Below are 17,838 nucleotides of genomic sequence, written 5' to 3'. Positions count from 1 at the left end.
CGTATTGAAGATCGAATCAAAAACGGACAGCCCGTGAAAATCGATGTGGCAAACACTGTCCGCTGGGCGGTTGAAAGCCTTGAGACAGACTCTGCCAAGTAAAGTGCTGCGCCTGCTCACAAGCTGTTGGTAAGCGCTCACCAACAGCAAGACGAGCGGCAATGGACGATGCAAGCGTACAGCCTGAGCCATGGAAGAGCTCGGGCAAACGCGGCCACTGCCATTGGCGAGTGGTGTCAGGCGAATGCAGGGTGTGCACAACCTGCTGGTCGTTACCGGGCAGCGGCTCATCGGTGGCAGTGACCAAAATGGCTTGGCACCCCTGTGACATCAGTACCACCGCGCGGGCCGTATCATCGAAAGGCGTATCGATATCAGGTGTCAGTTGGGCCAATTCAGCACGGTTGGGCGTTAAGATATCCACAAGCGGTAACAGGCGATCAATAAAGAGTTGTCGTAACCCGGGTGTGGATAACTCAGTTCCGCCACCGGCCTTAAAGACCGGATCAGCCACCACAGGGATGCCGGGAAAACGGCGAATAATTTGCTCCGCAGCGCGCAGGGTGGCTTCGTCAGCGAGTAGACCAATCTTAATCGCCGCGACCTGCATCTCACTAATGGCCTCGGCCATTTGGCGCATCGCGGTGGGCTCAGCAGGGATCACGCGAGTCACATTATGACAATTTTGTACCGTCAGCGCAGTGGGGATCGTTACCGCCCAACCACCGCAGGCCGCAATGGCTTCACTGTCAGCGATTAACCCAGCGCCACCCGTCGGGTCATGCCCGGCGAGCACCAAAACCACGGGGGGAAGCGGTCGGCGCATCAAAAGGGCTTCACAACGGCAAGCAGAATAATCGCCACGAGTGCAATCACCGGCGCTTCGTTAAACCAGCGGAAAAACACATGGCCTTTGGTACAACGATCCTGAGCGAACTGCTTCAAATAGATCAAACAGACGTGGTGATAGGCGATAAGCAGAACCACAAGCGCCAGCTTGGCATGCATCCAACCCTGGCTAAACCATTCGGGAACCAGGAAGAGCATCCAGCCCCCAAAAATCAGTACCGCAATCATCGATGGCGTCATGATGCCACGGTAAAGTTTACGCTCCATGGTTTTAAAGTAGCTGATGGCCTGTTCATCGCCGTTATCCCGCGCGGTGGCGTGGTACACATACAGCCGGGGTAAATAGAACAGCGCAGCGAACCAAGTCACTACGGCCATTAAGTGAATAGCCTTCACCCATAAGTACATTGTTGCTCCTTAAAGCGATGAATCCTTCTCGCGTGCGTCTAGGATTTTAAAATCAGGTCTTTAAAATAATGCCTTGAAAATTATCGTTTTACGCATCGGTGCCACGGGAATCGACGCCGCGTGGATCAGTGTAGTGGTAATAACGCTCGATGGCGCCACGGGTGATAATACCTGAAATACGCCGCTGCTTTGGGCGATAGCCATGAACTACGTAGAGCGCTCCCAGCGCGTCATCCTGCAGTTTTAGAAACGCTTCGGAAAGCGTCGCCTGTAAACCAATCGGCGCCAGCTCCAAACGCTGCCCAGGGATTTCCAGTAAATCAATTAGCTCATCCCCAGGCGGCTCCTCCCCCTGTAGCGCCTCATCGTGTTCAAGCAGCCAGCGCGCCAACTCAGCAGCTTTGAGCGCCAGCACCGGTTTTTGTTCGCTCGAACGCTCAATCACCAGCCATACAGGGTTAGTTTCGAGTAGCTGTCGGGCCTTTTCAGGGGTGATCATTCGCTCAGTGCGCACCAGTTGGCGCTCCATCACCGCTGGCACCGAAACCCGTGAGAGTGCCTGCATCAATGGCTGTTGAAGCGGATGCAGCCCGTAACGCACCGTGCTGATAAAAAACCCTTCACAACCGGTCAATTGACGCGACGTTAAACACGCCACCACCACCGCCAACATGCCAGGAAGCATAATACTCGGCGTATGGGTTAACTCCAAAAGCGCCATAAGCGCGGCCAGGGGTGCCTGTAGCACCGCCCCCATCATCGCAGCCATGCCTAGCATCGCGTAAATGCCCGGATCAGCGGCTTTATCTGGCCAAAGCCAGCCACCCAACAAACCAAACAGCGCGCCTGTGGCAGCGCCTATCACCAGCACAGGGCCAATAATACCGATAGGCACACCGCCTGCGACGGTTAACGCCGTAATCAGCAGCTTGATGATCATCAGCGCCAGCAGCACTTTAATTTCCAACTGATTATTGAGCGCTGCCGCTACGCTGTCATAGCCGATGCCTTGAACCTGGGGGAACCACCAGGCCACCACACCCGTCGCCACACCTACCAAGCCCAGCCGCATCCAGAGTGGCCACTGTATAATCCGCTGACTGCGAGAAATATGAATAAACAAGCCTGCGAGTAGGCCAATCACAAGCCCCGTCACGACAATCCACGGCAAATTGATCAATGAGCCTAGTGCTATCTCAGGGATACGGAAGGCGGGCTCGTTGCCATAAGCCAACTGCGCCACCAGTGCCCCCATGGTGGAGGCCAATATCACCGGCATGAAGCTCATCAAGGTGTACTCCATCATCACCACTTCCATAGCGAAGATGACACCCGCAATGGGGGTATTAAAGGAGGCTGAGATGGCGGCTGCAGTCCCGCATGCGACCAGCACCCTGAGACTATTATTGGGCAGGCGCATCTGCTGGCCAAGCCCGCTGGCCGCCGCGGCGCCCAAGTGAATCGCTGGCCCCTCACGGCCAGCGGAGAGGCCGCCCAGGACGGATATGACACCTACCCACCACTGGTTGAGCCAGTTGCGCAGGGGAAAACGGCCTTGGTGGTAGGTAAGCCGCTCGATCACATGGCCAACACCCAGCTTACGCGCCGCCGGTTTTTGCCTATACAGCAGCACTCCCACTAGCGTTACTGCCAGCATGGGCAACAGCGTGCGCAGCCACGGCGCCATGCTTTCAAACGCTTCTGGGTCTCCATTGGTCATGTAGAGCGCGGCGCCCGCTTCCAAAAGCAGCCGAAACGCTACCATCACAGCGCCGGTAATAACGCCCGAGACCAGCCCCAGCACACATAGCTGTGGAAGGGCGTCGACGTTGGCCAGCTGGCGACGAAAACTCTCTAAGGTAAAATCCGACAGGGAAAAACGCGCCACAGCGACCTTCCTGATGATGAGTTCTAGTGTTCTTATCTCTCTACTCTCTTGTGTATCATAGACTGCTAAGCTTCGACAGCGTGCAGCAATCCGCTTAGGCTGTAATATGTGAAAACCGTTTTGCGTAACCCGCAAGGAGTGATTTGTGATTAAGGTCGGCATTGTTGGCGGTACCGGTTACACCGGCGTTGAATTACTGCGGCTACTCGCCCAACACCCCCAGGTCAACGTCGCCATGATTACCTCGCGCTCGGAAACGGGCGTAAAGGTGTGCGATATGTACCCCAACCTGCGCGGCCATTACGACACCCTGGCGTTTAGCGAGCCGGATGCCAAACAGCTAGGAGCCATGGATGCGGTGTTTTTTGCCACCCCCCACGGCGTTGCCCACGCCCTGGCGGGAGAGTTACTCGAAAACGGCACACGAGTGATCGATCTGTCAGCCGACTTCCGGCTGCGCGATGCCGACGAATGGAGCCGCTGGTACGGCCAGGCCCACGGCGCACCAGAACTGTTGCAAGAGGCGGTTTACGGGCTGCCGGAAATGCACCGGGAGAAAATCAAAAACGCACGCTTAATTGCGGTACCCGGTTGCTATCCCACCAGCGTTCAGTTGGGCTACCTGCCGCTTTTGGAAGCGGGTTTGATCGACCCGGGCCAACTCATTGCTGACTGCAAATCCGGCGTTACCGGCGCAGGCCGAGGCGCTAAAGTAGGTTCACTACTTGCAGAGGCCAGCGAGTCGATGAAGGCCTATGGCGCCTCGGGCCACCGCCACCTGCCAGAAATTAGCCAAGGGCTTAAGGATATCCAGCAATCCACGGTGGGTTTAACCTTTGTACCCCACTTAACGCCGATGATTCGCGGAATACACTCCACCCTTTACGGCCAGCTAACCGCTGATCCCGGCGATCTGCAGGCACTCTTTGAGCAGCGCTATGCCAATGAACCCTTTGTCGATGTGATGCCTGCGGGAAGCCACCCTGAAACGCGCAGTGTCAAAGGTATTAACACCTGCCGCTTGGCGATCCACCGGCCTAACAATGGCAACACGGTGGTCGTGCTATCAGTGATCGATAACCTGGTCAAAGGCGCTTCGGGCCAAGCGATCCAAAACCTCAACCTGATGTTTGGTTTTGACGAGAGCACAGGACTCACCGCTCCAGCACTGATGCCTTAAACCAAACAAAACATCAGCATGCAGAGGGTACCTCAAAGGTTTCTTGACCAAGGTAGTTAACGTGGTGCGAGGGTCTTTTTCCAGGGCCGGAATAATGTTCCCGACAATTCCGGCATTTCCGCCATCCATGGCGGTCAGATGTCGAAAGTAGCGCCCCTGGTGGGGTTCACAGCGCCCTCGCGTAAACCTGTCCTCGCCGCCGAAGAGACCAGTGGCCTCCCTAACTAATTCCCAGCAATAGTTGACCAATTTGCTGGGAATTACCCATAATCACCCCCCAATGCCGATTTATTCGTTCTTAAAGCTCGCGGGAGGTACCCATGAGCGGTGCAGAAGCCTTTGTTCCTACCCCATTACTGCTCTCTGATAGCGCACGCAAACGTATTAATGCGCTGATTGCCGAAGAGAATAACCCATCCCTTAAACTGCGGGTCTACGTGACCGGTGGCGGCTGCTCAGGTTTTCAGTACGGTTTCGACTTTGCTGATAACGTCGCCGACGATGACACCGTTATTGAGTTTGGTAACGCTGCCCTAGTGGTTGATCCCCTCTCCTACCAATATTTGGTCGGCTCTACCGTCGACTACGAAGAGGGCCTGGCGGGCGCGCGTTTTCGCGTTCAAAACCCCAATGCCACCACCACTTGCGGCTGTGGCGCCTCCTTTATGGTCTAAACAGCGTTGGCTCACAGCGCGCCCCGCGACTTGACGCCCTGACGGTTTCTCGCCAAGGTTTATAGGTCAACAATGGCTTAAATAGCGGTTTATGAAGAGCATCAGACGGTGTAAACCGCTTTGCAACCCGCAAACAGCCACACAAATCACGGGGAAACTTATGAAAGTAGCACTACCTCTCAGCCTAACCAAAACAACGCTGGCGCTCGCACTGGGATTGGGCAGCGCCACTGCCGCCATGGCCCAAACGCCATCGGTGAACGTGGCCACTGACCCAAGCTTTGTGCCCTTTGAAATGATGGATCAAGAGACCGGCGAAATGGTTGGTTTCGATATGGATATCATCAACGAAGTTGCCGAACGGGCAGGTTTTGAAGTCAACCTCACCACCATGGAATTCTCGGGCATTATTCCCGCCGTGCAAACCGGCAGTCAGGAGATCGCCATTGCCGGTACTACCATCACCGAAGAGCGTGCGGAAGTCGTCGACTTTTCTGACCCCTATTACGACTCGGGCTTGAGAATTATCGTGCGTGCGGATAATGACGATGTTGAGACCCTTGAAGACCTAGAAGGCCTTAGCGTCGCCACTAAAATCGGCTCCACTAGCTACGACTTCCTTCAGCAAGAGCTAGGCGATGATGCTGACATCACTCCCTACCCCGCCACCGCCGATATGTACATGGCGCTGTTAGGCCGTAACGTCGACGCCGTGCTCTATGACGCACCTAACGTTGCCTACTTCTCGCAGACCCGTGGTGAAGGCCGTACCAAGGTCGTTGGCCCGCTTTACGAGGGCCAACAGTACGGTATTGTTTTCCACAAAGGCAGCGAATGGGTAGAGCCCACCAACGAAGCGCTCGCAGCGATGAAGGAAGACGGCACTTACGACGAGATCTACACCAAGTGGTTTGGTGAAGCGCCCAGCGAAGAGTGAGCGTAAAAGCTCAGCAATAGCGTAACGCCATTACAGGGCCGGGTGGCCACAACCCCCGGCCCTGCTGCGTTTCATATGTGTTTTTGCCATCTGTTTTTTTGTTTCAGGAGTCTACGCGTGGACGTCAATTTTCAGTTTGATTGGTCAGCGGCGATTGGGTCTATCCCTTACCTGCTGCCTGGTATTCCCTGGACGCTACTGATCTCGTTTGGCGGCTTGGCCATAGGTTTCTTTATAGGCATCTTCTTTGGACTGTTACGCATCAGCCCGCTACGCTGGTTGCGCTGGCCAGCCATTGTCTATGTCGAGGTGTTCCGTGGCACACCTATTCTGGTTCAGGTGCTTTTTATCTTTTACGGCTTACCGCAACTGTTGGGCGGCCCCATTAACGCTCTGGTCGCAGGCATTGCCGCCATTGCAGTGAATTCCGGCGCCTATATTTCGGAAATTGTCCGCGGCGGCGTCCAGTCGATTGAACGCGGCCAAGGTGAAGCTTCACTCTCACTTGGACTCTCCCGTACCCAGGCGTTTCGCTATGTTATCTGGCCCCAGGCGTTTCGGCGCATGATTCCTCCCCTGGGTAACCAGGGCATTATCAGCATCAAAGACACCTCACTTTTTTCAGTGATCGGCGTCGGTGAACTGGTACGTCAGGGACAAATCTACATCGCCACCACCTTCACCGCCCTTGAGGTCTACTTTATGGTCGCCCTGATGTATCTGGCGATCACCTGGACGCTCTCCATCATCCTGCGCCAACTTGAGCGCAGAGGCCTGGCAGGACAATAAGGACACGCGCAATGAACGAGACATTGAACAACACAATGCAACCAATTGTGCGTATGCAGCAGCTCAACAAGCACTTTGGCAACCTGCACGTACTCAACAATATTGATCTTACGATTGTGCCCGGTGAAGTGGTGGTGATTATCGGTGCCAGTGGCTCAGGAAAATCCACACTCATTCGCTGTATTAACGGCTTGGAAGAGTTCCAATCCGGCAGCCTGGTAGTCGATAACAATGAGCTGCTGCCCCATGGCAAGAGCACTAAAGCACTGCAAACTATCCGTACCGAAGTCGGCATGGTATTTCAGCAGTTCAACCTCTTTCCTCATCTCAGCGTGATCGACAACGTCACTCTGGCGCCAATGAAAGTGCGCGGTTTAAGCCGAGACGACGCGGTCAGCAACGCTAAGCGCCTGCTTGACCGGGTGGGAATCGCCGACCAAGCCGAAAAGTATCCCAGCCAGCTCTCAGGCGGCCAGCAGCAGCGTGTAGCGCTGGCTCGCGCCTTGGCTATGGAACCGCGCCTAATGCTGTTTGACGAGCCCACATCAGCGCTTGACCCGGAAATGATCGGTGAAGTACTGGATGCCATGCGTGAGCTGGCCAAAGAGGGCATGACCATGGTGATTGTCACCCATGAGATGGGCTTTGCCCGAGAGGTTGCCGACCGGGTGATTTTTATCCATAAAGGCGAGATTACTGAGCAGGGCCACCCGGAAAAGCTGTTCGATTCACCTCAACACGAACGCACTCAATCCTTCCTGGCGCGGGTGCTCAAACACTAAATTGCCCCCTTCCAAGCTATAAAATAGCTGCCTATTCACGCTGAATGACGCTTTTATACCGGCCTGTCGACACGACAGGCCATTTTTTTGCCTGTGGATAATTTTTTTTTACATTGATCAGCATTACCTCTGTCACGCCTACCATGAGAGTCTCTTAGCGTTAGCTCCACACCAAACGGTGGTTGTTCACACCTGCGGTAACAACCCAGGTACTGACCGGTGGATAAGCCGTGCTCAATGCCATCTGTGGATAAGGCGCTATTCCATCCACAGGCTTATCACCCTTTCTGCCCAGGCACTCCCGTCTTCAAACATGTAGAAGTCAACAATATAAGCTACTGAAATAATTTAAAATAATTCGCTTATACACAGAAATTGTCCACACTAGTAATTACAACATTTACAGAACTTCTCTTATTTTATATTTATGTTGTTATTAATAGAGGCTGTTTGGTGAATTGGGGTGTGGAAAAACCTGACGGTTACCCACAGGGGGTTTATACTTGCCGCCTCATTGATCTAAGGTGGCTGCGTCTAAACCGACTGCACTGGCCACATCATCCGTGCCGCTAGGCACAAGACGAGGTGTCTCTTGAATTACCCCGACCGCTTTGACGTGATTGTCATCGGCGGTGGCCATGCGGGAACTGAAGCCGCATTGGCCTCTGCTCGCATGGGCTGTCAGACCCTGCTGCTCACCCACAACATCGAAACCCTGGGCCAAATGTCGTGTAACCCCGCGATCGGCGGTATCGGCAAAAGTCACTTGGTCAAGGAAATTGATTCATTGGGCGGCGCCATGGGGCTTGCCACGGATTTGGGTGGCATCCAGTTTCGCGTGCTCAATGCCAGCAAAGGGCCCGCCGTTCGGGCAACCCGTGCCCAGGCTGACCGTATACGCTACAAATCAGCTATCCGCGGAATGCTGGAAAACCAGCCCAACTTGACGATTTTCCAGCAGGCCGCTGGCGATCTGATTGTGGATAACGACACCGTCCGGGGAGTTGTCACGGAAACCGGTATTCGTTTCCATGCTGACAGCGTCGTGCTGTGTACTGGCACGTTTTTGGGTGGCGTGATTCACATTGGTTTGGATCAAAGCAAGGGTGGCCGCGCCGGTGATCCGCCTTCTAACGCGCTGGCCGAACGGCTGCGCGCTTTGCCGTTTCGTGTTGACCGCCTAAAAACTGGCACGCCACCACGGATTGATGCCAAGACAGTGGATTTTTCTCAGTTGGAAGAGCAACCAGGTGATAGCCCGACGCCGGTGATGTCCTACCTGGGATCGCGGGAAATGCACCCTCAGCAAGTGAGTTGCCACATTGCTCACACCAATCAGCACACCCACGATCTAATTCTGGCCAACCTTGATCGTTCGCCGATGTACTCGGGTGTGATTGAAGGGATCGGCCCGCGTTACTGCCCATCAATTGAGGACAAGGTTCATCGCTTTGCCGATAAATCCAGCCACCAGGTGTTTATCGAACCGGAAGGACTGGATACTCACGAGCTCTACCCCAACGGTATTTCGACTTCGCTGCCCTTTGACGTGCAGATTCAGGTGGTCCGTTCCATCAAAGGCTTGGAAAGCGCCCATATCACCCGGCCTGGTTACGCCATTGAGTACGACTTTTTTGATCCACGGGACTTAAAACACTCGCTGGAAACCAAATTTATCCACAACCTGTTTTTTGCCGGCCAGATCAACGGCACCACCGGCTATGAAGAAGCCGGTGCGCAAGGTTTGCTGGCGGGCCTGAATGCCGCCCGTCGCTCTATGGAGCTGGATGTCTGGTATCCCCGCCGCGATGAAGCCTATCTTGGTGTACTCGTCGATGACCTGATTACCATGGGTACCAAAGAGCCCTATCGCATGTTTACTTCTCGTGCGGAGTACCGCTTGCTGCTACGGGAAGACAACGCCGATCTGCGCTTGACCGAAACAGGTCGTGAGCTGGGCCTGGTTAACGACGCTCGCTGGGCAGCGTTTAGCCAAAAACGCGAAGCTATTGAGCAAGAAACCGCGCGGCTGAGCACCCTGTGGATACAGCCGGGGAGCCCAGCGGCAGAACAAGTGGCGGAAAAAACCGGTGCACCCCTTACCCGCGAGTATCGGTTGAGCGATCTGCTAAAACGTCCTGAACTCAATTACAGCGATTTGACCAATCTGCCCGGTATCGAGGGCGCCCTGGTCACTGACCCGGCAGTCGCCGAGCAGGTACAGATTCAGGCTAAGTATCAAGGCTATATTGATCGCCAGCAGCATGAGATCGATAAGCTCAAGCGCCACGAAGCCACGCCACTGCCTGCGGAACTGGATTATTTGAAAGTGGAAGGCTTATCTAACGAAATTCGCCAAAAGCTGGCTGAAGCGCGGCCAGAAACGCTTGCCCATGCGGCACGGATTTCAGGCGTCACCCCGGCGGCCGTCTCTATTTTGCTGGTGCATCTAAAAAAGCGCCGATTAGTCGCTGCAGCTGAGGTAGTTAACGGATGAGTTCGTTGAACCCACTGTTGAAAACGCTACCTGCAAGCGTTGCACCACGGCTTGATCAAGGGCTTAGCCAGTTAGGCATCGCCGTTGACGAACATCAACGCGAACAGCTGCTAGGCTTATTGGCACTGTTGCACAAGTGGAACCGGGCTTATAACCTCACAGCGGTACGCGAGGTGGATGACATGGTGTCGCGCCACGTGTTGGATAGCGCCGCTGTGTTGCCCTATGTCCAGGGGCCACGGCTACTGGATGTAGGCGCGGGCCCCGGGCTTCCTGGCATCGTATTAGCGATATTAGCCCCCCAGCTTGATGTGACACTGCTGGATAGCAATGGCAAAAAGGTGCGCTTTCAGCGTCAGGCGGTAATGGAGCTCGGGCTTGAAAACGTAACTCCCGTACAGGCGCGGGTGGAACAGTTTGAAGCCGCCGCTTTTGATCAGGTGATTTCCCGAGCATTTGCCAGCTTGGTCGATTTTGTCACCTTGACCCGCCAGCTACCCAGCGCCGACGGCCAGTGGTTAGCCATGAAAGGGCCTGGGGCGGATGATGAACTGCGCGACCTGCCCGCCGGTATACGTTTACACCAGCGTCATTTGTTGGAAGTACCCTTTGAAGCAGCCCAGCGGCAGCTGCTGATCTTGGATGTTGAAAGCTAAATGTGAAAGCTGAATGTTGATTGAAAGCTGAACGTTGATTCTGACCCCCAGAAGGAGTTGAGCAAGTGAGCCAGATCATTGCCCTGACCAACCAAAAAGGCGGCGTGGGCAAGACCACCTCGGCCGTTAACCTGGCGGCCAGTCTCGCTGCGCTCGACCGTCGCGTACTGCTGGTGGATCTTGACCCCCAAGGCCATGCCAGCATGGGCAGCGGCATCGACAAATACGAGCTCGATAAAAGCGTGCTTGACGTTCTACTGGGCGAAGCAACGGCTGCTGAAACGATTGTCAAAAAGCTGGCGGTCAAGTACGACGTACTGCCGGGCAACGGTGATCTCACCGCCGCCGAAGTCGAGCTACTGGATCGCGATAAAAGCGAGAGCTGCTTAACTACCGCGCTTGCTTCGGTCTCGGATGCGTATGACGTAGTGCTGATCGACTGCCCGCCCTCTTTGAACATGCTAACCGTGAATGCATTAACGGCTTCCGATAGCGTGCTGATCCCTCTACAGTGTGAGTTCTACGCCCTGGAGGGGCTATCGGCACTACTCGATACCGTTGAACAAATTAAGCAAAATGTGAATCCTGATCTGGCCATTGCGGGCATTTTGCGCACCATGTACGACAAGCGCACCAGTTTAACGCGGGAAGTGGATAAGCAGTTGCGTGACTATTTTGGCGACATGCTGTTGAAAACGACCATTCCTCGCAACGTAAAAGTTGCCGAAGCGCCGAGCCACGGATTACCCGTAACGCAATATGCCCGGTTCTCCCGGGGTAGCCAGGCCTATCGTGTGTTGGCGAAAGAGATGATTCGTCGCCTAGCGTTATAAAATGAGGAAAAGCGAATGACGCGTAAACCCGCGCTGGGACGTGGCCTGGATGCCCTGATTGGTGCCGGTGCCCGTCGCCGTGACAGCTTAGAACTTGCCGGTAACGGCACCCCGTTGGAGCTTTCTGATGCCGCGCGTAGTGCTGCGGCCAGCGACGTTGCCGAGGATCGCCTTGAACGCTTGCCGTTAGGGCAATTAACGCGGGGTAAATATCAGCCGCGCCGGGATATTCAGCCCGAAGCGTTAGAAGAGCTGGCGGACTCCATTCGCGCCCAGGGCGTGATGCAGCCCATCGTCGTGCGCCCCATCGGCGTGGATCGCTACGAAATTATTGCCGGTGAGCGCCGCTGGCGGGCCGCTCAGCTTGCCGAGCTGGATGTTATTCCGGCAGTCATCCGGGAAGTCAGCGATGAAGTTGCTTTGGCGCTGGCGCTGATCGAAAACATTCAGCGTGAAAACCTCAACGCCATTGAAGAAGCCATGGCGCTTAAGCGCTTGGGCGAAGAGTTTGAGCTGACTCAGCAGCAGATAGCCGACGCAGTGGGTAAATCGCGCACCCAGGTGGCCAACCTGTTGCGTCTGCTGGCGCTAGACCCTGAAGTGCAAACCCTGCTCGAACGCGGCGACCTGGATATGGGCCACGCACGGGCGCTGTTAACGCTCAACAGCACCCAACAGCGGCAGGTGGCTCATGAGGTGGTCAACAATGACATGACGGTGCGGGCCACCGAAGCACTGGTGAAAAAAGTCCAAACCAGCCAAGCGCCAATCAAAACGCCTAGCCGGCAAAGCAAGCAACCCGATGTAGCTAAGCTTGAAACTCACCTTGGTGAGCTGCTCGGTGCACCTGTCTCCATTGACCATGGGCAAAAAGGCAAAGGTAAATTAACAATACGCTATACCAGCCTTGAAGAGTTGGACGGTATCTTAAATCATATTAAATAGCAGGCTATTCAATATCGCGTAAGAAGTGCACACGTTTTCCCTCTTTGGTCGCAAATAGGGCCCTTAACGGGCAAAATCGGTGCGAGTTCGGTTGAAGGTGTGATAGCGCTTCCCTATAATCGCGCAAGATTTGTGCAGGTTGCCTTGGTTTGTCTAGCTATTAGCTTGTCGAGGTATGGGTTTTCATTAGTGAGGCTGGGTATTTTTCCCAAGAGCTATGCAGCGATACGAAACCCAGCGACGAAAAACCTATATCATTCGACTGACGGTCGCACAGCTGATAATTACGTTTGTAGGTATGCTAGCAGCCTACTTAGCCGCAGACGTTGAAGGTGTCTCATCGGTATTTAAAGGAGCGTTGGTAGCCTTATTGCCGCACGCCTTTTTTATTCAGCGAATGGGGGGGGGTCAACCTAGGCGCCGAACACGAGGAGCGATGCACTTATTTCGTGCTGAAGCAGGTAAGTTTGGTTTGACGGTGGCACTGTTTGTAGCAGTGTTCGTGGCAGCGCCCCCTTCAAACCCCGCTTTATTTTTTTATGCTTACGTCGCGGTTGTTCTAACGCATTGGCTCACGCCTTGGCTGATGCCTAGAGATCGCACAACTAATTGAGGTGACATGTCCATGGCCGCAGGAAACGAAGTCTCTTCGACTTACTATATCCAGCACCACTTGCAGAACCTGACCTTTGGCAACCACCCCGAAAATGGCTGGTCGCTGGCACACTCTGCTGAAGAGGCCCGTGAAATGGGCTTTTGGGCCATTCACTTAGACACCATGGGCTGGTCTATCGCCATGGGTTTGCTATTTATCTGGGTTTTCCGCAAAGCCGGTAAAATGGCGACTACTGGGGTACCCGGTGGGCTACAAAATGCGGTAGAGATGGTCGTTGAGTTTATTGAGAACCTTACTCGCGCTACTTTCCATGGCAAAAACCCGATGATTGCGCCATTAGCGTTGACGCTGTTCGTGTGGATTTTGCTGATGAACACGCTGAAAATCATCCCAGTGGACTACTTCCCTGTGCTGTTCGCCAAGCTTGGCGTCGACTATATGAAGATTGTCCCGACCACTGACCCCAACGCCACACTGGGTATGGCGCTGGGTGTGTTTGGTCTGATTATTTATTACAGCATTAAGGTGAAAGGCGTAGGCGGTTTTGCCAGAGAGCTATCGTTAACGCCGTTCAATCACTGGGCGCTGATTCCTTTCAACCTAGTACTCGAAATCATTGGCTTGCTCGTGAAGCCGCTAGGTCTCGGTCTACGTCTTTTCGGCAACATGTTTGCCGGTGAAGTGATCTTTATTCTGATCGCCCTGCTGCCGTTCTGGGCTATCTGGCTATTGGATGTGCCGTGGGCCATCTTCCACATCTTGGTGGTCACTCTGCAGGCCTTCATTTTTACAACGCTATCGGTTGTATATCTGAGCGCTGCACACGAACACCATTAACCTAGCAATAACGTTTTCATTAACCCTCAACCCTTAACCAAAACTTAAACTCAGGAGCTTCATCATGGAAATGGTTTATCTTTCAGCTGCCATCATCATCGGTCTGGGCGCACTGGCTACCGGCATTGGCTTCGCTCTGTTGGGCGGCAAACTGCTTGAGTCAACTGCACGTCAGCCTGAACTGGGTGACCAACTGCAAACCAAAACCTTCATCATGGCCGGCCTGCTTGACGCCGTTCCGATGATCGGTGTTGGTATTGCGATGTACCTGATTTTCGTTGTTGCCGGTTAATGACAGCTCAGCCGGGCGCTAAGCGCTCGGTTTTGTTTCACTCCGGTCGCCACGAACTTGTCAGAGGTACATTCCTGTGAATATCAACATGACGCTAATCGGGCAGACGATCGCCTTCGCGATCTTTGTCTGGTTTTGCATAAAGTATGTGTGGCCTCCGATCAGCAACGCGCTTCATGAGCGTCAGAAGAAAATTGCTGATGGCTTGGACGCAGCCAGCCGTGCTAACCGTGATCTTGAGCTTGCTCAAGAGCGGGCAGAACAGACGCTGCGTGAAAGCAAGGAGCAAGCTTCTCAAATTCTTGAGCAGGCCAACAAGCGCTCTGCCCAGATGATTGAAGAAGCCCGCGAGCAAGCCCGTGCCGAAGGCGAACGCCTAGTAGCCAGCGCACGTTCAGAGATCGAGCAAGAAGTGAATCGTGCAAAAGACGAGCTTCGCGCCCAGGTCTCTTATCTCGCTGTTATGGGTGCCGAGCGTGTTCTTGAAGCTTCGGTCGACGAACAAGCCCATCGCAAGTTACTTGATGAGCTTGCTGCTGAACTGTAGGGAGGTGAATTATGGCGGAATTACTGACCGTCGCTCGTCCTTACGCTAAAGCAGCGTTTGAATACGCGCGTGATCATGAGGCGCTTGATCGCTGGTCACAGGCGCTGGGCTTTTTAAGCTTAGCCGTCGCTGACAGCGATGTTCGTCGTTTGCTGGGCAGTCCAAAACTCGAGAATGCACAAAAAGTATCGTTGTTAGCCGATATGACACCAGGCGAACAAGACGACGCTTTACAGCGTTTTTTAGATGTTTTGGCAGACCAAGGTCGTTTGATGTCACTTTCATCAATCGCTGCGGAGTTTGAGCACCTTCGTGCCGAACACGAGCAGCGTGTAGAAGTGAACGTCACCTCCGCTTACAAATTAGACAGTAAGCAGAAGACCAAGCTAGCGAACGCGCTCAAGAAACGTCTGAATCGCGAAATCTCCATTACTACTCAGGTGGACAAGTCGCTTATCGGCGGTGTCATCCTGCGTGCTGGCGACACCGTTATTGACGGGTCGGTACGTGGTCGTTTGAACCGCCTTTCCGAAGCGCTAACCGCTTGAGTCTGAGGGACATGGCATGCAGCAACTGAATCCTTCCGAGATCAGCGACATCATCAAGCAGCGAATTGAGAAGCTTGACGTCGCATCCGAAGCCCGTAATCAGGGCACCATTGTCACTGTTTCCGACGGTATCGTGAAAATTCACGGCCTCGAAGACGCGATGTTTGGTGAAATGATTGAATTCCCCAACAGTATTTTCGGCATGGTACTGAACCTGGAGCGCGACTCCGTAGGTGCCGTGGTACTGGGTGACTACCTGCAGCTTGAAGAGGGCATGACCGCCAAGTGTACCGGTCGTATTCTCGAAGTGCCGGTAGGGCCTGAACTGATTGGTCGCGTTGTCGATGCGCTGGGTAACCCCATCGATGGTAAAGGCGAGATTAACGCTAAAATGACCGACGCCGTTGAGAAAGTGGCGCCAGGCGTTATTACCCGTCAATCCGTTGATGAGCCGATTCAAACCGGTCTTAAGTCTATCGACGCCATGGTGCCGATTGGCCGTGGCCAGCGTGAGCTGATCATCGGTGACCGTCAGATCGGTAAATCCGCCATTGCCATTGATGCCATCATCAACCAGAAAGGCAAAGGCGTGACCTGTGTCTACGTCGCCATTGGTCAGAAGCAGTCGACCATTGCCAACGTGGTGCGCAAGCTTGAAGAGCATGGCGCTATGGAGCACACCATCGTGGTCGCCGCTGGCGCTGCGGATCCGGCGCCGATGCAGTTCCTGGCCGCCTACTCTGGCTGCACCATGGGCGAATACTTCCGTGACCGCGGCGAGAACTCGCTCATCGTGTATGACGACCTCTCCAAGCAGGCCGTTGCCTACCGTCAGGTATCGCTGCTGCTGCGTCGTCCGCCGGGCCGTGAAGCTTATCCCGGTGATGTATTCTACCTCCACTCGCGTCTGCTGGAGCGTGCAGCACGGGTTAACGCCGACTACGTCGAGAAGTTCACCAACGGTGAAGTGAAAGGCAAAACCGGTTCATTGACCGCGCTGCCGATCATCGAAACCCAGGGTGGTGACGTTTCTGCGTTCGTTCCGACCAATGTTATCTCGATCACCGACGGTCAGATCTTCCTGGAAACCAACCTGTTTAACTCCGGTATTCGTCCGGCGATCAACGCGGGTCTGTCGGTTTCCCGTGTGGGTGGTTCGGCGCAGACCAAGATCATCAAGAAGCTCGGCGGTAGCGTACGTCTAGCCTTGGCTCAGTACCGTGAACTGGCGGCGTTCTCGCAGTTTGCCTCTGATCTTGATGAAGCGACGCGTAAGCAGCTGGAGCACGGTCAGCGTGTAACCGAGCTGATGAAGCAGAACCAGTACTCGCCGATGTCGATCGCTGAAATGGCGCTGTCGCTCTATGCCGCCAACGAAGGCTTCCTGGACGACGTTGAAGTGGACAAAGTGTTGGATTTTGAGCGTGCGCTGCACGACTACATGAGATCTGAACACGCTGATCTGCTCGACAAGATCAACCAGACCGGCGACTACAACGGTGAGATTCAAGACAGCTTGAAGTCGGGTCTCGAGCAGTTCAAGGCGACTCAGAGCTGGTAATGTCTGGCCCGCCTGCGGGCGGGTTTGCATGCTTTCTGAGAGCCACGAACGAAGGGTAGATCGCTATGGCAGCTGCAAAAGAGATACGCACCCAGATCGGGAGCATTAAAAATACGCAGAAGATTACCAGCGCCATGGAAATGGTGGCTGCATCGAAAATGCGTAAAGCGCAAGATCTGATGAGAGCTAGTCAGCCTTACGCTAAGCAGATCCGTAATGTGGTCGGCCACATTGCCGACGCTAACCCCGAGTACAAGCACGACTATATGGTCGAGCGTAGCGAGGTTAAGCGCGTTGGTTACATCGTGGTTTCCACAGACCGTGGTCTGTGCGGTGGTTTAAACCATAACCTGTTCAAAGCCTTACTCAAACAGGCCAGCGAGTGGAAAAAACAGGGCGCTGAGCAGGATTTTTGCGCCTTGGGCGCTAAAGCCAGCACCTTTTTCCGCAACTACGGCGGCAATTTGGTGGCGGCGAAGAGTGGTTTAGGCGAAGCCCCGTCCGTTGAGGGGTTGATTGGCAGTATTAAGGTCATGCTCGAAGCGTACGATGAAGGACGTCTCGACCGGCTTTATGTGGTGCATAACGAGTTTGTTAACACCATGACGCAAAAGCCTGTGGTTCGTCAGCTTCTTCCACTGTCGCCTGATATGGGCGCAGACGCAGAGCAGGACGACGAAAACGCCCGTCCCGGAAGCTGGGACTACCTGTATGAACCGGATGCCAAGGCGCTGCTCGATAGCCTGCTGGTTCGTTTCATCGAATCGCAGGTGTATCAGGCGGTAGTGGAAAACGGCGCTTGTGAACAAGCTGCTCGAATGATCGCTATGAAAAGTGCCACTGACAACGCAGGCGGCCTGATCGACGATCTGGAGATGGTTTACAACAAGGCCCGTCAGGCCGCCATCACCCAGGAAATTTCTGAGATCGTCGGCGGCGCTGCTGCCGTATAACGCCTAGGGAGCCGACGCTATTAGCGGCTCCCGGCAGACAGGTTTC

General features: G+C 54.4%; 19 protein-coding genes. 16 read left to right on the top strand and 3 right to left on the bottom strand.

Annotated elements, in window-relative coordinates:
• Positions 1-16 precede the first annotated feature (16 nt).
• The 3 genes from thiD to ACFIOZ_RS22060 all read right to left on the bottom strand — a co-directional run bounded on the left by thiD (position 17) and on the right by ACFIOZ_RS22060 (position 3,145).
• Entirely contained in the window at positions 17-826 is an 810-nt protein-coding gene (gene thiD, locus ACFIOZ_RS22070; protein ID WP_386081350.1) for a bifunctional hydroxymethylpyrimidine kinase/phosphomethylpyrimidine kinase, read from the bottom strand.
• Entirely contained in the window at positions 826-1,257 is a 432-nt protein-coding gene (gene hemJ / locus ACFIOZ_RS22065; protein WP_386081348.1) for a protoporphyrinogen oxidase HemJ, read from the bottom strand. Before hemJ ends, thiD begins: the two co-directional genes overlap by 1 nt.
• An 88-nt stretch (positions 1,258-1,345) precedes the next feature.
• A complete protein-coding gene (locus ACFIOZ_RS22060) occupies positions 1,346-3,145 on the bottom strand; it encodes a chloride channel protein (protein ID WP_386081346.1) in 1,800 nt (599 codons plus the stop codon).
• 145 nt (positions 3,146-3,290) lie between these two features.
• On the opposite strand from ACFIOZ_RS22060, the gene argC reads away from it, so the two are divergent.
• From argC to atpG, 16 genes are all read left to right on the top strand, one after another.
• Positions 3,291-4,325 carry an N-acetyl-gamma-glutamyl-phosphate reductase gene (gene argC, locus ACFIOZ_RS22055; RefSeq protein ID WP_386081344.1) on the top strand — a complete coding sequence of 345 codons (1,035 nt, stop codon included), beginning with the start codon at positions 3,291-3,293 and terminating at the stop codon, positions 4,323-4,325.
• Positions 4,326-4,645: 320 nt separating this feature from the next.
• Positions 4,646-4,999 carry an iron-sulfur cluster insertion protein ErpA gene (erpA, locus tag ACFIOZ_RS22050; RefSeq protein WP_144810096.1) on the top strand — a complete coding sequence of 118 codons (354 nt, stop codon included), beginning with the start codon at positions 4,646-4,648 and terminating at the stop codon, positions 4,997-4,999.
• A 160-nt stretch (positions 5,000-5,159) separates the two neighbouring features.
• A complete protein-coding gene (locus ACFIOZ_RS22045) occupies positions 5,160-5,936 on the top strand; it encodes a transporter substrate-binding domain-containing protein (RefSeq protein ID WP_386081342.1) in 777 nt (258 codons plus the stop codon).
• 117 nt (positions 5,937-6,053) lie between these two features.
• Positions 6,054-6,725 carry an amino acid ABC transporter permease gene (locus tag ACFIOZ_RS22040; RefSeq protein ID WP_386081341.1) on the top strand — a complete coding sequence of 224 codons (672 nt, stop codon included), beginning with the start codon at positions 6,054-6,056 and terminating at the stop codon, positions 6,723-6,725.
• A gap of 11 nt (positions 6,726-6,736) precedes the next feature.
• The gene (locus ACFIOZ_RS22035) at positions 6,737-7,507 is read left to right on the top strand and encodes an amino acid ABC transporter ATP-binding protein (RefSeq protein ID WP_386081339.1); all 771 of its coding nucleotides are present in this window, start codon (positions 6,737-6,739) and stop codon (positions 7,505-7,507) included.
• Positions 7,508-8,099: 592 nt separating this feature from the next.
• Entirely contained in the window at positions 8,100-10,004 is a 1,905-nt protein-coding gene (gene mnmG, locus ACFIOZ_RS22030; protein WP_386081338.1) for a tRNA uridine-5-carboxymethylaminomethyl(34) synthesis enzyme MnmG, read from the top strand.
• Positions 10,001-10,660 carry a 16S rRNA (guanine(527)-N(7))-methyltransferase RsmG gene (gene rsmG / locus ACFIOZ_RS22025; protein ID WP_386081336.1) on the top strand — a complete coding sequence of 220 codons (660 nt, stop codon included), beginning with the start codon at positions 10,001-10,003 and terminating at the stop codon, positions 10,658-10,660. The genes mnmG and rsmG overlap by 4 nt, the downstream gene beginning before the upstream one ends.
• A gap of 65 nt (positions 10,661-10,725) precedes the next feature.
• On the top strand, positions 10,726-11,493 hold the full coding sequence (locus ACFIOZ_RS22020; RefSeq protein ID WP_071694847.1) for a ParA family protein: 768 nt from the start codon (positions 10,726-10,728) through the stop codon (positions 11,491-11,493).
• Positions 11,494-11,508: 15 nt separating this feature from the next.
• Complete coding sequence (locus tag ACFIOZ_RS22015) at positions 11,509-12,438, top strand: ParB/RepB/Spo0J family partition protein (protein ID WP_386081333.1); 930 nt, start codon at positions 11,509-11,511, stop codon at positions 12,436-12,438.
• A gap of 217 nt (positions 12,439-12,655) precedes the next feature.
• A complete protein-coding gene (locus ACFIOZ_RS22010; protein WP_386081331.1) occupies positions 12,656-13,051 on the top strand; it encodes an ATP synthase subunit I in 396 nt (131 codons plus the stop codon).
• Positions 13,052-13,063: 12 nt separating this feature from the next.
• Complete coding sequence (gene atpB, locus ACFIOZ_RS22005) at positions 13,064-13,891, top strand: F0F1 ATP synthase subunit A (protein ID WP_386081329.1); 828 nt, start codon at positions 13,064-13,066, stop codon at positions 13,889-13,891.
• Between the two features lie 64 nt (positions 13,892-13,955).
• Positions 13,956-14,183, top strand: coding sequence for a F0F1 ATP synthase subunit C (gene atpE / locus ACFIOZ_RS22000; RefSeq protein WP_007112217.1), 228 nt, complete (start codon positions 13,956-13,958; stop codon positions 14,181-14,183).
• A gap of 76 nt (positions 14,184-14,259) precedes the next feature.
• A complete protein-coding gene (locus ACFIOZ_RS21995; protein WP_064232398.1) occupies positions 14,260-14,730 on the top strand; it encodes a F0F1 ATP synthase subunit B in 471 nt (156 codons plus the stop codon).
• 11 nt (positions 14,731-14,741) lie between these two features.
• A complete protein-coding gene (locus ACFIOZ_RS21990; protein ID WP_226248975.1) occupies positions 14,742-15,278 on the top strand; it encodes a F0F1 ATP synthase subunit delta in 537 nt (178 codons plus the stop codon).
• Positions 15,279-15,294: 16 nt separating this feature from the next.
• Positions 15,295-16,839: a F0F1 ATP synthase subunit alpha gene (gene atpA / locus ACFIOZ_RS21985; RefSeq protein ID WP_386081327.1), complete on the top strand. Its 1,545-nt coding sequence runs from the start codon at positions 15,295-15,297 to the stop codon at positions 16,837-16,839.
• A gap of 65 nt (positions 16,840-16,904) precedes the next feature.
• Positions 16,905-17,792 carry a F0F1 ATP synthase subunit gamma gene (atpG, locus tag ACFIOZ_RS21980; RefSeq protein ID WP_007112221.1) on the top strand — a complete coding sequence of 296 codons (888 nt, stop codon included), beginning with the start codon at positions 16,905-16,907 and terminating at the stop codon, positions 17,790-17,792.
• The last annotated feature ends 46 nt before the right edge of the window (positions 17,793-17,838 follow it).

Source organism: Vreelandella sp. F11 (assembly GCF_042466685.1).
GTDB lineage: Bacteria > Pseudomonadota > Gammaproteobacteria > Pseudomonadales > Halomonadaceae > Vreelandella.
This window is presented reverse-complemented; position numbering and strand designations above follow the sequence as displayed.